Consider the following 16,901-nt stretch of genomic DNA (forward strand, 5'->3'; position numbering starts at 1 on the left):
ATAAACTTCAGGCTTGTTCTTTTATATAAAAGAAGTTTATGATATTTTATTTCGGTGAAAATATATAGTTTAAGTATCCATATTAGATTATAGGTGATACTAAATAGAATGTACTATTTTTTCTAGGACTTCCATGCCTCATTCATTACTCGAACTTGGCTTCACTTTCTTTATCTCTCTTTCCATTCTATTCATGATGAGAAAGGTTGCCCAAAGAATCAATCTTGTTGATAAACCCAATGAGCGTAAACATCATACTGGTGCTATTCCGCTTGTCGGGGGGATATCAATCTGCATTGCTTTTATGCACTTTTTAATATCAAACTCCGATTTATTACCTAGTTATAGGCTTTATTTATCATCAATTTTTATATTGACATTAGTTGGTGCAATTGATGATAAAATTGATCTTAGTTTTAAAGTACGTTTGCTTATTCAGGCTAGCCTATCTGTTGCTATGATGATGATTGCGGATATCCAGTTACATCAACTCGGTAATATGTTTGGTTTTGGTCAAATGAACTTATCAACTATTGGGTTGGGGTATGTGATTACTGTTTTAGCTGTGATTGGTGCCATTAATGCTTTTAATATGGTTGATGGTATTGACGGACTTCTCGGTGGCTTATCTATTGTTACGTTTGCTGGCCTTGGTTCAATCCTTTATATTGATGGACAATCAAACCTAGCCTATTTATGTTTAGTATTAATCGTTATTATCCTTCCATATGTATTGCTTAACTTAGGTGTGTTCACTCGTCGTTATAAAGTTTTTATGGGTGATGCTGGTAGCATGCTTATTGGCTTTACAGTTATTTGGTTTTTATTACTTGCAAGTCAGAATGGTACAAAAGCGCCGCTCCGTCCTGTGACAGCGCTATGGTTAATTGCAGTACCGTTAATGGATATGGCTGCTATTATGATCCGTCGTGTACGTCGCGGTGACTCACCATTTAAACCCGATAGAGAGCATTTGCATCATATCTTTCAGCGCTTAGGTTTTAGTTCACTTCAAACGTTGCTAATTATTTGCGGTATTGCAACAGCTTATGCTGCATTTGGTATCTACGGCGAGATGGTGAATATTCCTGAGTATGTGATGTTCTACTTGTTTATTGGTTGCTTTGGTGTCTACGCATTGTTGTTGAGTAATGTGTGGAAGGTGAGTGCTAAGATACATGAGTGGCGAGGGCTTTAGTAAGAGCGTAAAAGCAGAACGCTTCGCTTTGAGATGCGAGAATGATTAACAGTTAGTACTGAGCTTGCTTTTGCTCTACTCCCTAATAATCCCTTAAGATAAATTGTCCCTCAAGGATAACAATAATGAAAATAGCCATTGCCGGTACAGGCTATGTTGGTCTATCGAATGCAGTGTTGTTAGCGCAACATAATGAAGTGATTGCAGTTGATATTATGGCTGAAAAGGTTGAGTTGATTAATAACAAAAAATCGCCTATTTCAGATGTAGAGATTGAAGACTTCTTAGTGAATAAAGAGCTAAATCTGACAGCTACGCTTGATAAAGAGTTGGCTTATAAAAACGCTGAGTATGTGGTGATTGCAACACCAACTGATTATGATCCTGTTACGAACTATTTTAATACAGGCTCAGTTGAAGCGGTGATTAAAGAGGTAATGGCAATTAACCCAAATGCAGTAATGGTAATTAAATCTACCGTTCCTGTCGGGTATACCGAGCGAATTAAACAAGAGTTGAGCTGTGATAATATTATCTTCTCTCCTGAGTTTTTACGTGAAGGTCGCGCTCTTTTTGATAACTTACACCCATCACGCATTATTGTTGGTGAGCAGTCTGATCGCGCTCAAGTGTTTGCTGATTTATTGGTTGAAGGGGCTATAAAAGAGAACATTGAAGTATTACTGACGAATTCAACTGAAGCTGAAGCGGTTAAGTTGTTCTCTAACACTTACCTTGCAATGCGTGTGGCTTACTTTAATGAGTTGGACTCTTACGCTGAAGCGCACGGCTTAGATGCTCGCCAAATTATTGAAGGGGTGGGTTTAGATCCTCGTATTGGTAGTCACTACAATAACCCATCATTTGGTTACGGTGGTTACTGTCTACCAAAAGACACTAAGCAGTTATTAGCTAACTATCAAGAAGTACCAAATAACATTATTGGTGCGATTGTGGATGCTAACCGTACCCGTAAAGATTTTGTTGCTGAATCTATCATGAAGCGCAATCCAAAAGTGGTGGGTATTTATCGTTTAATCATGAAAGCGGGTTCTGATAATTTCCGAGCTTCTTCGATTCAAGGCATTATGAAGCGCTTGAAAGCCAAAGGCATTGAAGTTGTCGTTTATGAGCCAGTATTAAAAGAGGCGGATTTCTTTAATTCTCGTGTGATTGAAGATTTGGCTGAGTTTAAGCAAGTGTCAGATGTGATTGTTTCAAACCGTATGATGGAAGAGTTATCAGACGTTGAGAGTAAGGTTTATACTCGCGATTTATTTGGTAGTGACTAAAATCAAGGTGCTTCGCTGCGAGAGGCGAGGACGGACTTCGTCCTATAGGGGCGAGTAAAGACTTAAAAGCAAGAGCGGACATGACTAATTGGTTGTGTCCGCTTTTTTGTTTTAAAGAATTAAACCTAACCTTGACTCCCAATCAGGACCGTAGGACCATAAGGCAGCATTTCTGGTTCTTCAAAAGGATTGAAACATGAACTACGACATCTTCAACGGTGACGCTGATGGCATCATCGCACTTCTTCAGCTTCGTCTGGCTACTCCTCAAGAATCAACCTTAATCACCGGCGTTAAACGTGACATCAACTTAGTGGCTAAAGTTGATACTAAAGCGGGTGATAACCTAACCGTATTAGACATCTCAATGGAAAAGAACATGGTGGCTCTAGAGCTTGCTTTGGAGTCTGGTGCTAAAGTGTTTTATGCGGATCACCATCGTGCGGGTGACATTCCTGAACACGAGAATCTATCTGTTCATATCGATTTAGATGCTAATACCTGCACCGCATTAATTATTGATAATCTATTAAATGGTCAGTTCCATGAGTGGGCGATTACCGCGGCTTATGGAGATAACTTAATTGCTAAAGCAGATGACCTGGCAGACGTTGCGGGCTTATCTGTTGAGCAAAAAAAACAGCTTAAAGAGTTGGGTACGTTAATCAACTATAATGGCTATGGGACAAAGTTGGATGATCTGCATTTTGATCCAGCCGAGTTGTATCAAATGTTGTTAAAATACACCTCACCATTTGATGTTATTGCCGATAAGGCCTCTCCTTTTTATCAACTGCAAGTGGCGTATAAATTGGATATGGATAGTGCGCTAGCGATTGAAGCGCAGCACAAAAGTGAGAAATTAGGGTTATTTGAATTACCAAATGAGGCATGGGCACGTCGTATTAGCGGCGTTTATGGTAACTTGTTAGCAAACCAATCTCCTGATTCTGCGCATGCGGTGTTAACGCAAAATGCCGATGGCACTTATATGGTGTCACTACGTGCGCCACTGAACAATAAGCAAGGTGCGGGTGAGATCTGTAGCTCGTTTGAAACCGGCGGTGGTCGTGAGGCGGCGGCGGGAATTAATGTATTGCCGAAAGAGAACGTTGCTGAGTTTATTCAAGTGGTTGAGGGGAAGTATTAAGAGCAGAATTCAGATCGGTCGCAAGCTCCCTTGCAGAGTTCAGAGGTGAGCGTTGTTGCAGCGATCACCTCTGAATTCTGCTAGCGAAGCGATCTGAACTCTATTTCACTGATTTGCAATATCTTGAATTTAGAAGCCGACAGTACTCGCTTCTGAACATAATAATTAGGATACATAATGAACATATTAGTCACTGGCGGAATGGGTTACATCGGTAGCCACACATGTGTACAAATGATTGAAGCGGGTCTAACGCCGATCATTCTAGATAATTTATACAACAGTAAAGAAGTGGTGCTTGATCGCATTGAAGCCTTGGTTGGTGTTAAACCTAAATTCTATGAGGGTGATATTCGTGATCCTCAAATCTTAGCGACCATCTTTGCTGAAAACCAAATTGATAGCGTAATCCACTTTGCTGGGTTAAAAGCGGTAGGTGAGTCGGTTGAAAAGCCAATTATGTATTACGATAATAATGTATCGGGTACTTTGGTTTTGGTTGAAGCGATGCGTAAAGCGGGTGTGAACAGTATTGTCTTTAGTTCATCAGCAACGGTTTATGGTGATCCTGCTTCTACTCCAATCCGTGAAGATTTCCCAACATCAGCTACAAACCCTTATGGTCGCAGCAAGTTGATGGTTGAAGAGTGTCTAACCGATATTCAAAAAGCACATCCTAAGATGAGTGTGACGCTGCTTCGCTACTTCAATCCTGTAGGCTCTCATAAATCAGGTACCATGGGTGAAGATCCGCAAGGTATTCCAAATAACTTAATGCCATTTATCTCTCAAGTGGCTGTTGGTCGTCGTGAGTTTTTATCTGTGTTTGGTGACGACTACCCAACCGTGGATGGTACAGGTGTTCGTGATTATATCCATGTGGTGGATTTAGCAGATGGTCACTTAGCTGCACTAAAATATAAAGGCCAAGAAGCGGGCTTGCATATCTATAACTTGGGTACCGGGAATGGCAACAGTGTACTTCAAATGGTTGCTGCATTTGAGAAAGCGTCTGGTACTAAAGTACCTTATCAAATTGTGCCACGCCGTGCGGGTGATATTGCAGAGTGCTGGGCTGATCCTGCTAAAGCGCGTGAAGAGCTGAAGTGGGAAGCAAAACTGTCTCTTGATGATATGACTGCGGATACGTGGCGCTGGCAGTCGAATAATCCAAAGGGGTATTAAGTAAAGGCAGGGTTCAGATCGGTCGCAAGCTCCCTTAAAGGATTTAGAGGTGATCGTTGTGGATTCAGCGATCACAATATTGTTCCTCCCCTTAATAGATGAACCAACCCCCTCTAACTCCCCCTTGTATTAACGCTATCGATCTCATTGCTATAGCGTTTAAGGGGGAGAACTTTCTTTGGTGCTGTTAGTTCCGCGCACACTTCTGAATTCTGCTAGCGAAGCGATCTGAACTCTATTACCTCTAAATCAAAAATGCCCACAGGCGACAAACCTGTGGGCATTTTATTATGCATTTGCTCTTATAGAAGCGAAGCGGTCTAGTTTCTAGTCAGCAAAGCGTATAGTTCTATTTAAAAAGAACTTCACCAGACATCTCAGCAGGAATCGCTGTATCTGTTAGTGCTAGCATCGTTGGAGCTAGATCAGACAGTTTACCGCCTTCTTTAAACTCAACCGCTTTGCTACCAACGTAGATAAGAGGAACTGGAAGGTTAGTGTGAGCTGTGTGAACGCCGCCTGTTTCAGGGTCGATCATCATTTCAGCGTTACCGTGGTCAGCAGTGATTAGCATTTGGCCATCCACTTCTTTGATTGCGTCAACCACTTTACCGATACACTCATCTAGAGATTCAACGGCTTTAACTGCTGCATCGTATACGCCAGTGTGGCCAACCATGTCACAGTTAGGGAAGTTACAAACGATAGCGTCGTATTTACCAGACTTGATAGCAGCAACTAATTTCTCAGTTAGCTCAGGTGCACTCATTTCAGGTTGTAGGTCGTAAGTTGCTACTTTTGGAGAAGCAACTAGTTGACGCTCTTCGCCTTCAAACTCGTCTTCGATGCCGCCATTGAAGAAGAAAGTAACGTGTGCGTATTTTTCAGTTTCAGAAATACGTAGTTGAGTTTTACCTTCTTTAGATAACCACTCACCGTATGTGTTTTCTAGAGACGCAGGAGCGAATGCACAAAGAAGAGGGATATTTGCCGCGTATTGAGTCAGCATAACAAAATCGATTGCTGGGAATACGTTACGAGCAAAACCATCGAAATCAGGAACGAATGCACGTGTGATTTCACGAGCACGGTCAGCACGGTAGTTCATGAAGATAACTGCATCGCCATCAACGATAGCTGCTGATTCTTCGCCTTCTGCTTTGATTTCAGTTGCTTGTACAAACTCATCGTTCTCTTCACGAGCGTAAGCAGCTTCAAGACCTTCAACAGCTGTTGCAAAAGTGAATTCTGCTTTTGCTTCTGTCATTAAATCGTAAGATTTTTGTACGCGATCCCAGTTGTTGTCACGGTCCATTGCGTAGTAACGACCAATTAGAGAAGCAACACGGCCTTTGCCTAGTTTAGCAAATAGCTCTTGGAAGTTTTTCAGAGAGTTTTCAGCTGAACGTGGTGGTGTATCACGGCCGTCTAGGAAACAGTGTAGGTAGATTTTCTCTGCGCCACGTGCTGCTGCCATTTCTACTGCTGCGTAGATGTGATCTTCATGAGAGTGAACGCCACCTGGAGACATAAGACCCATGATGTGAACCGCTTTGTCAGCTTTCACTGCTTTGTCGATAGCGTTAACTAGTGTTTCGTTTTGTTGGAACTCACCATCAGAGATTGCTTTAGTGATGCGAGTAAGGTCTTGATATACAACACGGCCAGCACCGATGTTTGTGTGACCTACTTCAGAGTTACCCATTTGACCATCAGGTAGACCAACGTCCATACCTGAAGCTGAAATTAGGGTGTTTGGTTGAGTAGCCATTAGGCCGTCAAGAACTGGCGTGTTTGCGTTTGTGATTGCGTTATCTGCTTGAGTTTCACGGTGACCGTAACCATCAAGAATAACTAGAGCCATAGGCTTTTTAGCTGACATAAAGGTGTTCCTCGTCAATAACTTAATAAATTCGAATAAATAACTTTGTGTAATTTTACTACAAAGTTTGAAAATGGGCCAGAAACTATACGCTGCGCTAACTAGAGGCTAGACTGCTTCGCTTCTATAAAAGCAAAAGCTAAGAGCATGGAGTTCAGATCGCTACGCTTGTAGAATTCAGAGGTGATCGTGGTGGTAATAGCGAACGCAATACAGTTCCTCCCCTTGATAGATGTATTGTTGAGATTGGTAATGTTGATATAAGGGGAGGTTAGGAGGGGGTGGTAATATAGAGCTAGAAACTATACGCTGCGCTAACTAGAAACTAGACCACTTCGTTTCTATAAAATCAAAAGCAAAAATCAAGGGCAGCGCCGTGCTAGCTTTTGATTTTATAGTTTCTAGAGCGAAGCGTTCTAGTTAGCGAAGCGTATAGTCTCCAACAACTTACTATGCTTCACAAACAGCCACGCACTAATCCCCCCCATCACATTCCCAATCGCAATCCCGACAAACAATCCCTCCATTCCGTAAAAATGACTGCCAATCCACGCTGTGGGTAGGGTAAACACAAACAACCTCATGAAACTCCAACTGAAAGAATGTAACGGTTTTTGCATCGCATTTAAGCTGCTAACAAGCACCATCACAATGCCTTGGAAGCCATAACTGAAGGGCACACAAATTAAGTACATCCACAGGCCATGTTGAACGGCATCATCTTGGCTAAATAGATGAGAGAGCGGAATGCTCAATGGAACAATTAAAATATAGAGAAACAGTTGGAATAATACAGAGAACTTCATCGCTAAGAAGATAGCTTCTTTGACTCGCTCTGGTTGTTTAGCTCCAAGGTTTTGAGCGACAAAGGGACTTAATGAAGACGTAAGTGCCATTATCACCAACAACATTAATGACTCGACTCGTTGTGCTGCTCCATAAGAGGCGACTGCAACCGTACCTTGGCTGGCAAGCATCATCATTAAAATAGCACCAGAGATAGGGTTTAATGCGTTTGATAGCGCAGCTGGTGAACCGATTTTTAATATCTGATGCCAATCTTGTTTCATATCTGATGGCTTTGGTGGTGCAAGTAATTTTACTTTTCGGGTGAGTACATAAAAAGACGCACATAATGCCCCAAACCAACTGATGCCACTGGCAATCGCAGCGCCTCGAATACCCAGCTCAGGGAAAGGTCCATAACCAAAGATAAGCAATGGATCGAGTACGCCATTGATTAATCCTGCTAGCATCATGATTTTTGCCGGAGTGGTGGTATCGCCTGTGGCACGAATGGCGCTGTTGCTCGACATTGGAATAACTAGCAACGGAATGGTGATATACCAAATAGACATATATTCATGAATAAGAGGCAGCAGTTTGTCTTCTGCACCTAATAATTGAAATAGGGGATCTATGGTAAAAAAACCGATGCTACAAGCAATGAGAATAAGAATGACGGCTAAGATTAATCCATGTGTCGTTAATTGAGCAGCGTGCTTGCTGTTACCTTGTCCGAGCAAGCGCCCAATAGAGGCAGATAAACCAACCCCAATGCCCATGGTAATGCAGTTGACCGCAAAGGTAACTGGGAAAGTGAAACTCACCGCGGCAAGAGCGTCAGTCCCTAAGAGTGAGATAAAGAAGGTGTCCACCAAGTTGAATAGCAGAATGGCAACCATACCAAAAACCATAGGCGTTGTGAGTTTACGAAGCACATCGCTGATAGGTTGAGTGAGTAACCCGTGTTTATCTACCATGGTTTTCTCGAGTGGTGGTGGGGTGGGTAGTGTAGCAGTAAGAGCAGAGGCGCAACAAGTTGCTTGAGATTAAAGGGCGCTTCGCTTGCAGATTTCAGCGATCACCTCTGAATTCTGCAAGGGAGCCAGCGACCGATCTGAACTCTGCTCTTTCCTTTAAAAAATTAGCGCCAAAGCCCTTGCAATCCCCCCCTAAAAACCCCATTAATAAACCAAAGCCAAATCATGGCACTTTATTCTTAAATGGAAAATTATCAGGAGACGCCCAATGAATATCCGTCCTTTACATGACCGTGTGATCGTTGAACGCCAAGAAGTTGAATCAAAATCTGCAGGTGGCATCGTGCTAACTGGCTCAGCGGCTGAAAAATCAACGCGTGGTACTGTTCTAGCTGTTGGCAAAGGCCGCATTCTTGAGAATGGTTCTGTACAACCATTAGACGTAAAAGTTGGCGATTCAGTTATCTTTGCAGAAGGTAATATCAAAGCAGAGAAGATCGAAGGAAAAGAAGTACTGATCATGTCTGAATTTAACATCCTAGCGATTGTTGAATAATAAACGATATTAAGAAAAGAATTTAAAAAGGAAAATAAAGATGGCTGCTAAAGACGTTAAATTTGGTAATGACGCACGAATCAAAATGCTAGAAGGTGTAAACGTTCTGGCTGACGCGGTTAAAGTAACTTTAGGTCCTAAAGGCCGTAACGTTGTTTTAGATAAATCATTTGGCGCACCAACGATCACTAAAGATGGTGTTTCTGTTGCACGTGAAATCGAGCTTGAAGACAAGTTCCAAAACATGGGTGCACAAATGGTTAAAGAAGTGGCTTCGCAAGCGAATGACGCGGCGGGCGACGGCACAACAACTGCGACAGTTCTTGCTCAAGCTATCATTGCTGAAGGCCTAAAAGCCGTTGCTGCGGGTATGAACCCAATGGATCTTAAGCGTGGTATCGACAAAGCAGTTGTTGCTGCAGTTGAAGCTCTTAAAGAGCTGTCTGTTCCATGTGCTGATACAAAAGCTATCGCGCAAGTAGGTACTATTTCTGCAAACTCTGACTCTACTGTTGGTAATCTTATTGCTGAAGCAATGGAAAAAGTAGGTCGTGACGGTGTTATCACTGTTGAAGAAGGTCAAGCACTTCAAGACGAATTAGACGTTGTTGAAGGTATGCAGTTTGACCGCGGTTACCTATCTCCATATTTCGTAAACAACCAAGAAGCGGGTTCTGTTGATCTAGATAGCCCATTCATCTTGCTTGTTGATAAAAAAGTATCAAATATCCGTGAATTGCTTCCAGCTCTTGAAGCAGTAGCTAAAGCATCTCGTCCTCTTCTTATCATCGCTGAAGATGTTGAAGGCGAAGCGCTTGCTACTCTAGTTGTGAACAACATGCGTGGTATCGTTAAAGTTGCTGCTGTTAAGGCTCCTGGTTTTGGTGACCGTCGTAAAGCTATGTTACAAGACATCGCGGTTCTTACTGCGGGTTCTGTAATTTCAGAAGAGATTGGTCTAGAGCTTGAAAAAGTAGTTCTTGAAGATCTTGGTCAAGCGAAGCGTGTAACTATCACTAAAGAAACAACGACTATCATTGATGGTGCTGGTGAAGAGGCAATTATCTCTGGTCGTGTTACTCAAATTCGTCAACAAATCGAAGACGCAACATCTGACTACGATAAAGAAAAACTTCAAGAGCGTGTAGCTAAACTGGCTGGCGGTGTTGCAGTAATCAAAGTCGGTGCTGCTACTGAAGTTGAGATGAAAGAGAAGAAAGACCGTGTTGAAGATGCACTTCACGCAACTCGCGCTGCGGTTGAAGAGGGTGTTGTTGCTGGTGGTGGTGTTGCACTTATCCGCGCTGCATCTAAAGTTGCTGGTCTTGAAGGCGACAACGAAGAGCAAAACGTAGGTATCCGTGTAGCACTTCGTGCAATGGAAGCGCCTATCCGTCAAATCACTAAGAATGCGGGTGAAGAAGATTCAGTTGTTGCTAACAACGTTCGTGCTGGTGAAGGTAACTACGGTTACAACGCAGCAACTGGCGAGTACGGCGACATGATCGAGATGGGTATTCTTGACCCAACTAAAGTAACTCGTTCTGCACTTCAGTTCGCTGCATCTGTTGCGGGTCTTATGATCACAACTGAAGCTATGATCACTGATAAGCCACAAGATTCAGGTTCTTCTATGCCAGATATGGGCGGCATGGGTGGAATGGGCGGCATGATGTAATCATCCCCTGAGCCTATTGTCTAAATAGACAAGCGTTCAAATTGAGAGCCGAGGTTAACTTATTCGTAAGTGCCTCGGTTTTTTTATGCTTTGAGACTAGAGGCTATACGCTGTGCTAACTAGAGACTAGATCACTTCGTTCCTATAAAAGCAAAAGCGTTGAGTTTGATAACTTTTATTACCACAATAACTATATCTGCTTTTATAGTCTCTAGAGCGAAGCGTTCTAGTTAGCGCAGCGTATAGTTTCTCAATCAATAGATACAAAAAAGGCCAACCGAAGTTGACCTTTTTACAATTTAAATTCTAAAACGAGAATTTAAAAAATTAAGCTTTTGCTTCAGCTGCTGCTTTAGCGATAGCTGCAAAGCTTTTCGCGTCAAGCGCTGCGCCGCCAACTAGAGCACCATCGATGTCTGGTTGTGCGAAGTAAGCTGCAGCATTTTCAGGTTTAACAGAACCGCCGTATTGGATAACAACGTTCTTAGCAACTTCTTCAGATTTCTCAGCGATGTGAGCACGGATTTGAGCGTGGATGCGTTGTGCATCTTCAGCTGTAGCTGCTTTACCTGTACCGATAGCCCAGATTGGTTCGTAAGCGATGATCGCGCCTTCAAGAGCTTCAACACCTTGAGTATTGATAACAGCGTCAAGTTGACGTGCACATACTGCAACCGTTTCGCCAGCTTCGTTTTGTGCTTCAGATTCACCGATGCAAAGAACAGGAGTTAGACCGTTTTCTTTTAGGAATGCGAATTTCTTAGCAACAAACTCGTCAGATTCAGCGTGGTATTCACGACGCTCAGAGTGACCGATGATGATATGAGTCGCACCGAACTCTTTAAGCATAGCTGGAGACATGTCGCCAGTGAATGCACCGCTGTTGTTTAGGTCAGTGTTTTGAGCACCTAGGATGATTGCGCTGCCAGCTTCAGTAAGTGTACGCTCAGCAAGGTCAACGAAAAGTGCTGGTGGAGCAACTGCAACGTCTACGCCTGTAACGCCTTCAAGTTCAGCATTAAGACCGTTTAGTAGATCAACAACCATTTCTTTGCTGCCGTTTAGTTTCCAGTTACCCATAACTACAGGATGACGCATAGGATTCTCTCCAATTCAAATTAATGTAAAAAACTTGCGTAAAAATATAACAGATTTTACGACAGATTTAGTGTCTAAAATCATTTTTATGCATAATTTTAGCGCTTTTATTTCGAAGTGCGAAAGATTATTAACTGAATTGAGAAGATTTTTGATTGTTCCTAACTGTGATTCATTAGGCACTTTTCTATTGAGGAGATTGTAACTTATTCGCTTTCACTGAATGATGGAAAAATAGTCATTCATTTACGTAGTATGAAAAGGAAGTTAATAATGCCGCACTTAATCATGGAATATTCAAACTCGGCAGAAGACCGTTTAAATATGCAGGGTCTACTAGAAGATTTGCATCAGGTCGCGATAGAGTCAGAGTTATTTTCAATTAATGATGTAAAGTCCCGAGCGATCCGCGTTCATTCCTGGTTGGTGGGTGATAAAGGCAACAGTGCTGATTTTATCCATATAACGGTAGAGTTATTATCGGGAAGAACGCCAGAGCAGAAGCGAGAATTAAGTCGCGGATTAATGGATGTTTTAGCTGAGCAAGCCAACCACATTGATAGCTTAACCATCAATGTGAGAGATATGGAGCAAGAGAGTTTTCAAAAAGTAGGATAGAAAATAAAACAAACTCTCTTTAATGCTTCGTATTATTTGATGAGTGATTATTGGCATTCGGAAATTGAATAATGTCTGCGGCTTGATGCTCATTAATGGGTTTGTTTAATGAATTAGCAAAACGTACAAACTGCTTACCAAGTTCTTTCCCTAACAATATATTGATGTGATTAGGGTTATTACCTTTCTTTATAATACGTTCAATGTGGCTTTGTTGTGCGAGCAATGGCCCTTGATGGTCTTCCGGCAAGCTCTCAATAAACTCCATACTAAGTTGATGTCGTAAGGCTTCCAATTGCTCAGGGGATTTCTCTGCTAATGCTTTGAGCTCATCGAATGAGGGAATGTCGATGTGATGATATGAATGCGGCATTGGCTGACTCCTTGCTTTGGTATCCATGAGTTCAGCTTAGTTGGCGTTTTGTGATTTTGAGAAGGTGGGATGGGGGAGATTGAAGGGGTGTCTCGTTTGTGAGAATTAAGAGCAGGGTTCAGATCGCTTCGCTTAAAGGGTTCAGAGGTGAGCGTTGTAACCACAGCGAACGAAATACAGTTCCTCCCCTTGATAGATATACTTTTGAGATTAGTGATGTTGATATAAGGGGAGGCTAGGAGGGGTTGTTAATGATGAATCTTGGTTTATCTGAATAACCGTTCTTTGGTTACTGTAACTACAACGAATACATCAGAATCTTTTACTCGCATTTGCTCTTATAGAATCGAAACTGTCTAGCTAGTGCGTGTATAGCACCTAGTCTCACAACGATCACCCCTGAACCCTGCAAGGGAGCTTGCGACCGATCTGAAACCTGAATTCTCTAAAACAAAAAAAACCGCAGATGCTTTCACATCCACGGTTTCAAATTTACTTCACAGGAACTAGGCCCATAGGACCGTTCTTCCCGCTTTTAATTAAAGAATAATATCTCTAACTTCTTTGTCTTTACGCTCTAAGTAGTGAATCGACTTAATACGACGAATCGTACGACAACGACCACGGATAAGCAGTGTTTCAGTTGTCGCTATATTACCTTGGCGAGTGATGCCTTCTAATAGGTCACCTTTAGTGATGCCCGTTGCTGCGAAAACGACATCATCACTACGAGCCATATCGCTCATCTTTAAGATAACGTTCGCTTTAACGCCCATTTCTGCACAGCGTTTTAGCTCTTCTTCACCGTGAATACGGTTTTCTTCAGTATCGCCTTTTACTTCATGACGAGGAAGAAGACGCGCTTGCATGTCACCATCTAACGCACGAATAACCGCAGCAGAAACCACACCTTCAGGTGCGCCACCGATGCAGTACATTACGTCAACTTCGCTATCAGGCATACAAGTTAAAATAGAAGCGGCAACGTCACCATCTGGCACAGCGAATACACGAACGCCCATCTTCTGCATGTTTGCGATAACCTCGTCGTGGCGAGGTTTAGCTAGAGTAGTAACCACTAAAGTATCTAATGGTTTACCTAATGCTTTTGCAATGTTTACTAGGTTCTCTTCTAGAGGAAGTGCTAAATCGATAGCGCCTTTTGCACCAGGACCAACAACTAACTTTTCCATGTACATATCAGGTGCTTTTAAGAAGCTGCCTTTTTCGCCAGCAGCTAATACAGCAAGTGCGTTTGATTGGCCCATCGCAGTCATGCGAGTACCTTCAATTGGGTCAACCGCAATATCAACCGCATCGCCACCTGTACCTACTTTTTCACCGATGTATAGCATAGGCGCATCATCGATTTCACCTTCACCAATAACAATTTCACCACTGATGTCAGTCTTGTTCAGAAGTGTACGCATTACTTCAACGGCAGCACCGTCAGCCGCGTTCTTATCACCGCGGCCAAGCCATTTGTAACCCGCTAATGCGGCACCTTCAGTAACTCGAGAAAAAGCCATTGCTAAATCGCGTTTCATATATGCTCCGAATAAATCGATGAATTTAAAAATCGCGGGGATTTTATCACAACAAAAAGGGAAACGTTTGCTTTTCGAGTAAAGATTCGGATTTTTTAGAATTCATCCGTTTGATTTATAGAAGAGAAGCAGTGCTTTAACTCAAATAATGAATTGAAAAATCTAGTTTTAGTATGAAGTTCGTTTTAATCTTAAGAAATAACGTCAGATGTTGGTAAAATGTGCCGTTTTTTTGTTCAAATGATGCATTTTCAGCAATAACACTATGGCAGAATTGCATTTGCTGAGTAGAATAGAAAATATGTTTGTAGTGAGTGATTAATTCGCTGCATATTCAATGACGAATACAGTTAAGGTGGCAGGAATGTCTTTAGAAATATTAGAACAACTAGAAGCTAAAGTTCAGATGGCAGTAGATACAATCGCACTGCTACAAATGGAAGTTGAAGAATTAAAAGAAACGAACGCAACGCTAACTCAAGATCTTGAGCAAGCAAACAACGGTCGTTCTGAAGTTGAGCAAGAAGCTCAGCGTGCACGTGATGAGCAAGCGCAATTTGAAGCTCGTATCCGTGGTCTATTAGGTAAGATGGACGAAGTAGAGTAATTCTATTTTTTGAGTTGTAACTCTTCCATCTTCTGTGTTGTCGGTGCTCACTTATTATCATAAGCTCCGCGCCTCCGCTTTAAAGATGAAAGATTTACTTATCAAAAATTGAGAATTGGTTCGCGAAAGAATTTGAAACCGTAGGTGTGAAAGCACCTGCGGTTTTTTTGTTTTAGAGAGTTCAGGTTTCAGATCGGTCGCAAGCTCCCTTGCAGGGTTCAGGGGTGATTGTGGTAGTTAAAGCGATCACCTCTGAATTCTGCAAGCGCAGCGATCTGAACTCCGCTTTTCTAGCCTCTTAAGCAACTTGTTGCGCTTTAAGCGAAGCGCTCTCAAGGCGAAGCTGTCTGCTCTACACTTCTTCCTCACCCATCTCTTCTAACGGCTCTTGAGAAATAATAATCCCAGTCGAATCTGCATACAGATGATCTTCAGGTAAGAAAGTAACACTCCCAAAGTTAACAGCCACATCCACTTCACCAATGTTCTGTTTTGCAGCACCAACAGGGATAGAGGCTAGGGCTTGAATACCAATATTGATCTCTTCCAAATAATCCACTTCACGAATACAACCGTAGATAACCAAGCCTTCCCAACCATTGTGAGCGGCTTTTGCTGCTAAGTCGGCATCGATCAATGCACGACGTAATGAACCGCCACCATCGACTAATAGCACTCGGCCTTCGCCTTTTTCATCGAGAACGCGGCTAATTAAACCATTATCTTCAAAACATTTGATGGTCGTAATTTGACCAGAGAAAGAGGTTTTTGCACCAAAGTGACTAAACATAGGTTCAACAACATCTACAAGGTCTAAATAAATGTCGCAAAGGGCTGAAGTGTTATATTCCATGATGATGCCTACCTTTTGGTTGGTGTTAATAGCTTTTAGTAATGACTTAATATACGTGCTTAATAAGTCATTACTATGATGGGTAACAAGTTATGCGAACTTTATGACACTAGACCTCATTCAATATATTGAAGTTCACGTTATATCGATAAATATAGGCCAATAGAGAAGAAGATATTAGTGAATAACGCACATTGCACCACGGTTCCCATCATTGGTCGGATGGCTTCGCCATTAGGCGCGCGCAGTACGGAAATTACATGATAAAGCGCGAATGGGCCTGCCAATAAAAATAACCAACCTACCAGTGAGTGAATTTGTGTGGCACTAAAAATGGCTAGGCAGAGAAAAGCTAACGCCATTAATACCGCGTGATATTTACGTCCCCAGTCACCGCCCATACGAACCACTAAGGTCATTTTTCCACACGCTTCGTCGTTCTCAATGTCACGCAGGTTATTGATGTTTAATACAGCGACCGCTAATAAACCACAAGCGATAGCAGGTAAGAAAAGAGCTGAAGAGAGATGACCAGTGTGCAGATAATAAGTACCAGCAACACCCAATAAACCAAAGAAAATGAATACTGAAATATCACCCAAACCACGGTAGCCATAAGGTTTATCACCCATGGTGTAGGCAATAGCGGCGCCTATCGCAAGCAAACCAAGTGCAATAAAGCCAATGATATCCATGGCTTGATGTAGCGAAGAAAAGACTAAAACTAGGCCACTAATAATGGTGAGTACAATATTAATACCAATCGCTTTTTTCATCGTCTCTTGAGTAACAAGACCTGACTGCATAGCGCGTTGTGGACCAAGGCGATCATCATTATCGGTGCCTTTTACGGCATCACCATAATCATTAGCAAGGTTAGATAAGATTTGTAATAAGGTTGCAGTAACAAATGCCATGAGAGTGATGGTAGCTGAGGCGTGGTTGTTCCAATACGCTAATGCAGAGCCTGTCATAATAGAAGCAAGCGCAAGCGGTAAGGTTTTTGGACGAGCAGCACTGAGCCAAATAGCAAAAGGAGAATTTTTCATAGCATCGCAAAAATAGTGAATAGAACCTCTATTATTCACTATTTTTGGAAGA

At 42.2% G+C, this 16,901-nt stretch carries 15 protein-coding genes; 8 read left to right on the forward strand and 7 right to left on the reverse strand.

All coding sequences use genetic code 11. The features are described 5' to 3' along the window. Positions 1 to 133: 133 nt before the first annotated feature. From wecA to galE, 4 genes are all read left to right on the forward strand, one after another. Positions 134 to 1,198, forward strand: a complete 1,065-nt coding sequence (wecA, locus tag PVK71_RS06630; RefSeq protein ID WP_274419105.1) for a UDP-N-acetylglucosamine--undecaprenyl-phosphate N-acetylglucosaminephosphotransferase — start codon at positions 134 to 136, stop codon at positions 1,196 to 1,198. A 125-nt stretch (positions 1,199 to 1,323) separates the two neighbouring features. Beyond that, positions 1,324 to 2,490 (forward strand): nucleotide sugar dehydrogenase, encoded by a 1,167-nt coding sequence (locus tag PVK71_RS06635; RefSeq protein ID WP_274419106.1) that lies wholly within the window; start codon positions 1,324 to 1,326, stop codon positions 2,488 to 2,490. Between the two features lie 196 nt (positions 2,491 to 2,686). Next, positions 2,687 to 3,640, forward strand: a complete 954-nt coding sequence (locus PVK71_RS06640) for a DHHA1 domain-containing protein (RefSeq protein WP_274419107.1) — start codon at positions 2,687 to 2,689, stop codon at positions 3,638 to 3,640. 177 nt (positions 3,641 to 3,817) lie between these two features. Continuing rightward, a complete protein-coding gene (galE, locus tag PVK71_RS06645) occupies positions 3,818 to 4,825 on the forward strand; it encodes a UDP-glucose 4-epimerase GalE (protein ID WP_274419108.1) in 1,008 nt (335 codons plus the stop codon). Between the two features lie 349 nt (positions 4,826 to 5,174). Here galE and gpmM read toward each other — a convergent pair whose 3' ends face one another. Together gpmM and PVK71_RS06655 are read right to left on the reverse strand one after the other, a co-directional pair. After that, positions 5,175 to 6,707, reverse strand: a complete 1,533-nt coding sequence (gpmM, locus tag PVK71_RS06650; RefSeq protein ID WP_274419109.1) for a 2,3-bisphosphoglycerate-independent phosphoglycerate mutase — start codon at positions 6,705 to 6,707, stop codon at positions 5,175 to 5,177. Positions 6,708 to 7,123: 416 nt separating this feature from the next. Next, a complete protein-coding gene (locus tag PVK71_RS06655; RefSeq protein WP_274419110.1) occupies positions 7,124 to 8,470 on the reverse strand; it encodes an MATE family efflux transporter in 1,347 nt (448 codons plus the stop codon). Positions 8,471 to 8,738: 268 nt separating this feature from the next. On the opposite strand from PVK71_RS06655, the gene PVK71_RS06660 reads away from it, so the two are divergent. Then, positions 8,739 to 9,026 carry a co-chaperone GroES gene (locus tag PVK71_RS06660; RefSeq protein ID WP_060993308.1) on the forward strand — a complete coding sequence of 96 codons (288 nt, stop codon included), beginning with the start codon at positions 8,739 to 8,741 and terminating at the stop codon, positions 9,024 to 9,026. Positions 9,027 to 9,066: 40 nt separating this feature from the next. Next, positions 9,067 to 10,704, forward strand: coding sequence for a chaperonin GroEL (gene groL, locus PVK71_RS06665; RefSeq protein WP_274419111.1), 1,638 nt, complete (start codon positions 9,067 to 9,069; stop codon positions 10,702 to 10,704). A gap of 327 nt (positions 10,705 to 11,031) precedes the next feature. Here groL and tpiA read toward each other — a convergent pair whose 3' ends face one another. Next, positions 11,032 to 11,802: a triose-phosphate isomerase gene (gene tpiA / locus PVK71_RS06670; RefSeq protein WP_274419112.1), complete on the reverse strand. Its 771-nt coding sequence runs from the start codon at positions 11,800 to 11,802 to the stop codon at positions 11,032 to 11,034. A gap of 273 nt (positions 11,803 to 12,075) precedes the next feature. Between tpiA and PVK71_RS06675 the strand changes: the two genes are divergently transcribed. Further along, complete coding sequence (locus PVK71_RS06675) at positions 12,076 to 12,420, forward strand: 5-carboxymethyl-2-hydroxymuconate Delta-isomerase (protein WP_130046167.1); 345 nt, start codon at positions 12,076 to 12,078, stop codon at positions 12,418 to 12,420. Positions 12,421 to 12,439: 19 nt separating this feature from the next. On the opposite strand, the gene PVK71_RS06680 is transcribed toward PVK71_RS06675, so the two are convergent. Then, complete coding sequence (locus PVK71_RS06680) at positions 12,440 to 12,793, reverse strand: DUF3135 domain-containing protein (protein ID WP_274419113.1); 354 nt, start codon at positions 12,791 to 12,793, stop codon at positions 12,440 to 12,442. 539 nt (positions 12,794 to 13,332) lie between these two features. Beyond that, the gene (gene glpX, locus PVK71_RS06685; protein ID WP_274419114.1) at positions 13,333 to 14,340 is read right to left on the reverse strand and encodes a class II fructose-bisphosphatase; all 1,008 of its coding nucleotides are present in this window, start codon (positions 14,338 to 14,340) and stop codon (positions 13,333 to 13,335) included. A 364-nt stretch (positions 14,341 to 14,704) separates the two neighbouring features. On the opposite strand from glpX, the gene zapB reads away from it, so the two are divergent. Beyond that, positions 14,705 to 14,947 (forward strand): cell division protein ZapB, encoded by a 243-nt coding sequence (gene zapB / locus PVK71_RS06690; protein ID WP_130046164.1) that lies wholly within the window; start codon positions 14,705 to 14,707, stop codon positions 14,945 to 14,947. 352 nt (positions 14,948 to 15,299) lie between these two features. On the opposite strand, the gene rraA is transcribed toward zapB, so the two are convergent. Together rraA and PVK71_RS06700 are read right to left on the reverse strand one after the other, a co-directional pair. Beyond that, positions 15,300 to 15,800 (reverse strand): ribonuclease E activity regulator RraA, encoded by a 501-nt coding sequence (gene rraA / locus PVK71_RS06695; RefSeq protein WP_130049066.1) that lies wholly within the window; start codon positions 15,798 to 15,800, stop codon positions 15,300 to 15,302. Positions 15,801 to 15,940: 140 nt separating this feature from the next. Continuing rightward, on the reverse strand, positions 15,941 to 16,849 hold the full coding sequence (locus tag PVK71_RS06700) for a 1,4-dihydroxy-2-naphthoate polyprenyltransferase (protein ID WP_274419115.1): 909 nt from the start codon (positions 16,847 to 16,849) through the stop codon (positions 15,941 to 15,943). Between the last annotated feature and the right edge of the window lie 52 nt (positions 16,850 to 16,901).

The organism is Aliivibrio sp. S4MY1 (assembly GCF_028765545.1).
Taxonomy (GTDB): domain Bacteria; phylum Pseudomonadota; class Gammaproteobacteria; order Enterobacterales; family Vibrionaceae; genus Aliivibrio.

Excerpts from the sequence above, each read along its gene's own strand:
- PVK71_RS06635 (WP_274419106.1), top strand. The coding sequence starts at position 1,324 with ATGAAAATAGCCATTGCCGGTACAGGCTATGTTGGTCTATCGAATGCA.
- PVK71_RS06640 (WP_274419107.1), top strand. The coding sequence starts at position 2,687 with ATGAACTACGACATCTTCAACGGTGACGCTGATGGCATCATCGCACTT.
- wecA (WP_274419105.1), top strand. The coding sequence starts at position 134 with ATGCCTCATTCATTACTCGAACTTGGCTTCACTTTCTTTATCTCTCTT.
- PVK71_RS06675 (WP_130046167.1), top strand. The coding sequence starts at position 12,076 with ATGCCGCACTTAATCATGGAATATTCAAACTCGGCAGAAGACCGTTTA.
- rraA (WP_130049066.1), bottom strand. The coding sequence starts at position 15,800 with ATGGAATATAACACTTCAGCCCTTTGCGACATTTATTTAGACCTTGTA.
- galE (WP_274419108.1), top strand. The coding sequence starts at position 3,818 with ATGAACATATTAGTCACTGGCGGAATGGGTTACATCGGTAGCCACACA.
- PVK71_RS06660 (WP_060993308.1), top strand. The coding sequence starts at position 8,739 with ATGAATATCCGTCCTTTACATGACCGTGTGATCGTTGAACGCCAAGAA.
- PVK71_RS06680 (WP_274419113.1), bottom strand. The coding sequence starts at position 12,793 with ATGCCGCATTCATATCATCACATCGACATTCCCTCATTCGATGAGCTC.
- gpmM (WP_274419109.1), bottom strand. The coding sequence starts at position 6,707 with ATGTCAGCTAAAAAGCCTATGGCTCTAGTTATTCTTGATGGTTACGGT.
- PVK71_RS06700 (WP_274419115.1), bottom strand. The coding sequence starts at position 16,849 with ATGAAAAATTCTCCTTTTGCTATTTGGCTCAGTGCTGCTCGTCCAAAA.
- glpX (WP_274419114.1), bottom strand. The coding sequence starts at position 14,340 with ATGAAACGCGATTTAGCAATGGCTTTTTCTCGAGTTACTGAAGGTGCC.
- groL (WP_274419111.1), top strand. The coding sequence starts at position 9,067 with ATGGCTGCTAAAGACGTTAAATTTGGTAATGACGCACGAATCAAAATG.
- PVK71_RS06655 (WP_274419110.1), bottom strand. The coding sequence starts at position 8,470 with ATGGTAGATAAACACGGGTTACTCACTCAACCTATCAGCGATGTGCTT.
- tpiA (WP_274419112.1), bottom strand. The coding sequence starts at position 11,802 with ATGCGTCATCCTGTAGTTATGGGTAACTGGAAACTAAACGGCAGCAAA.
- zapB (WP_130046164.1), top strand. The coding sequence starts at position 14,705 with ATGTCTTTAGAAATATTAGAACAACTAGAAGCTAAAGTTCAGATGGCA.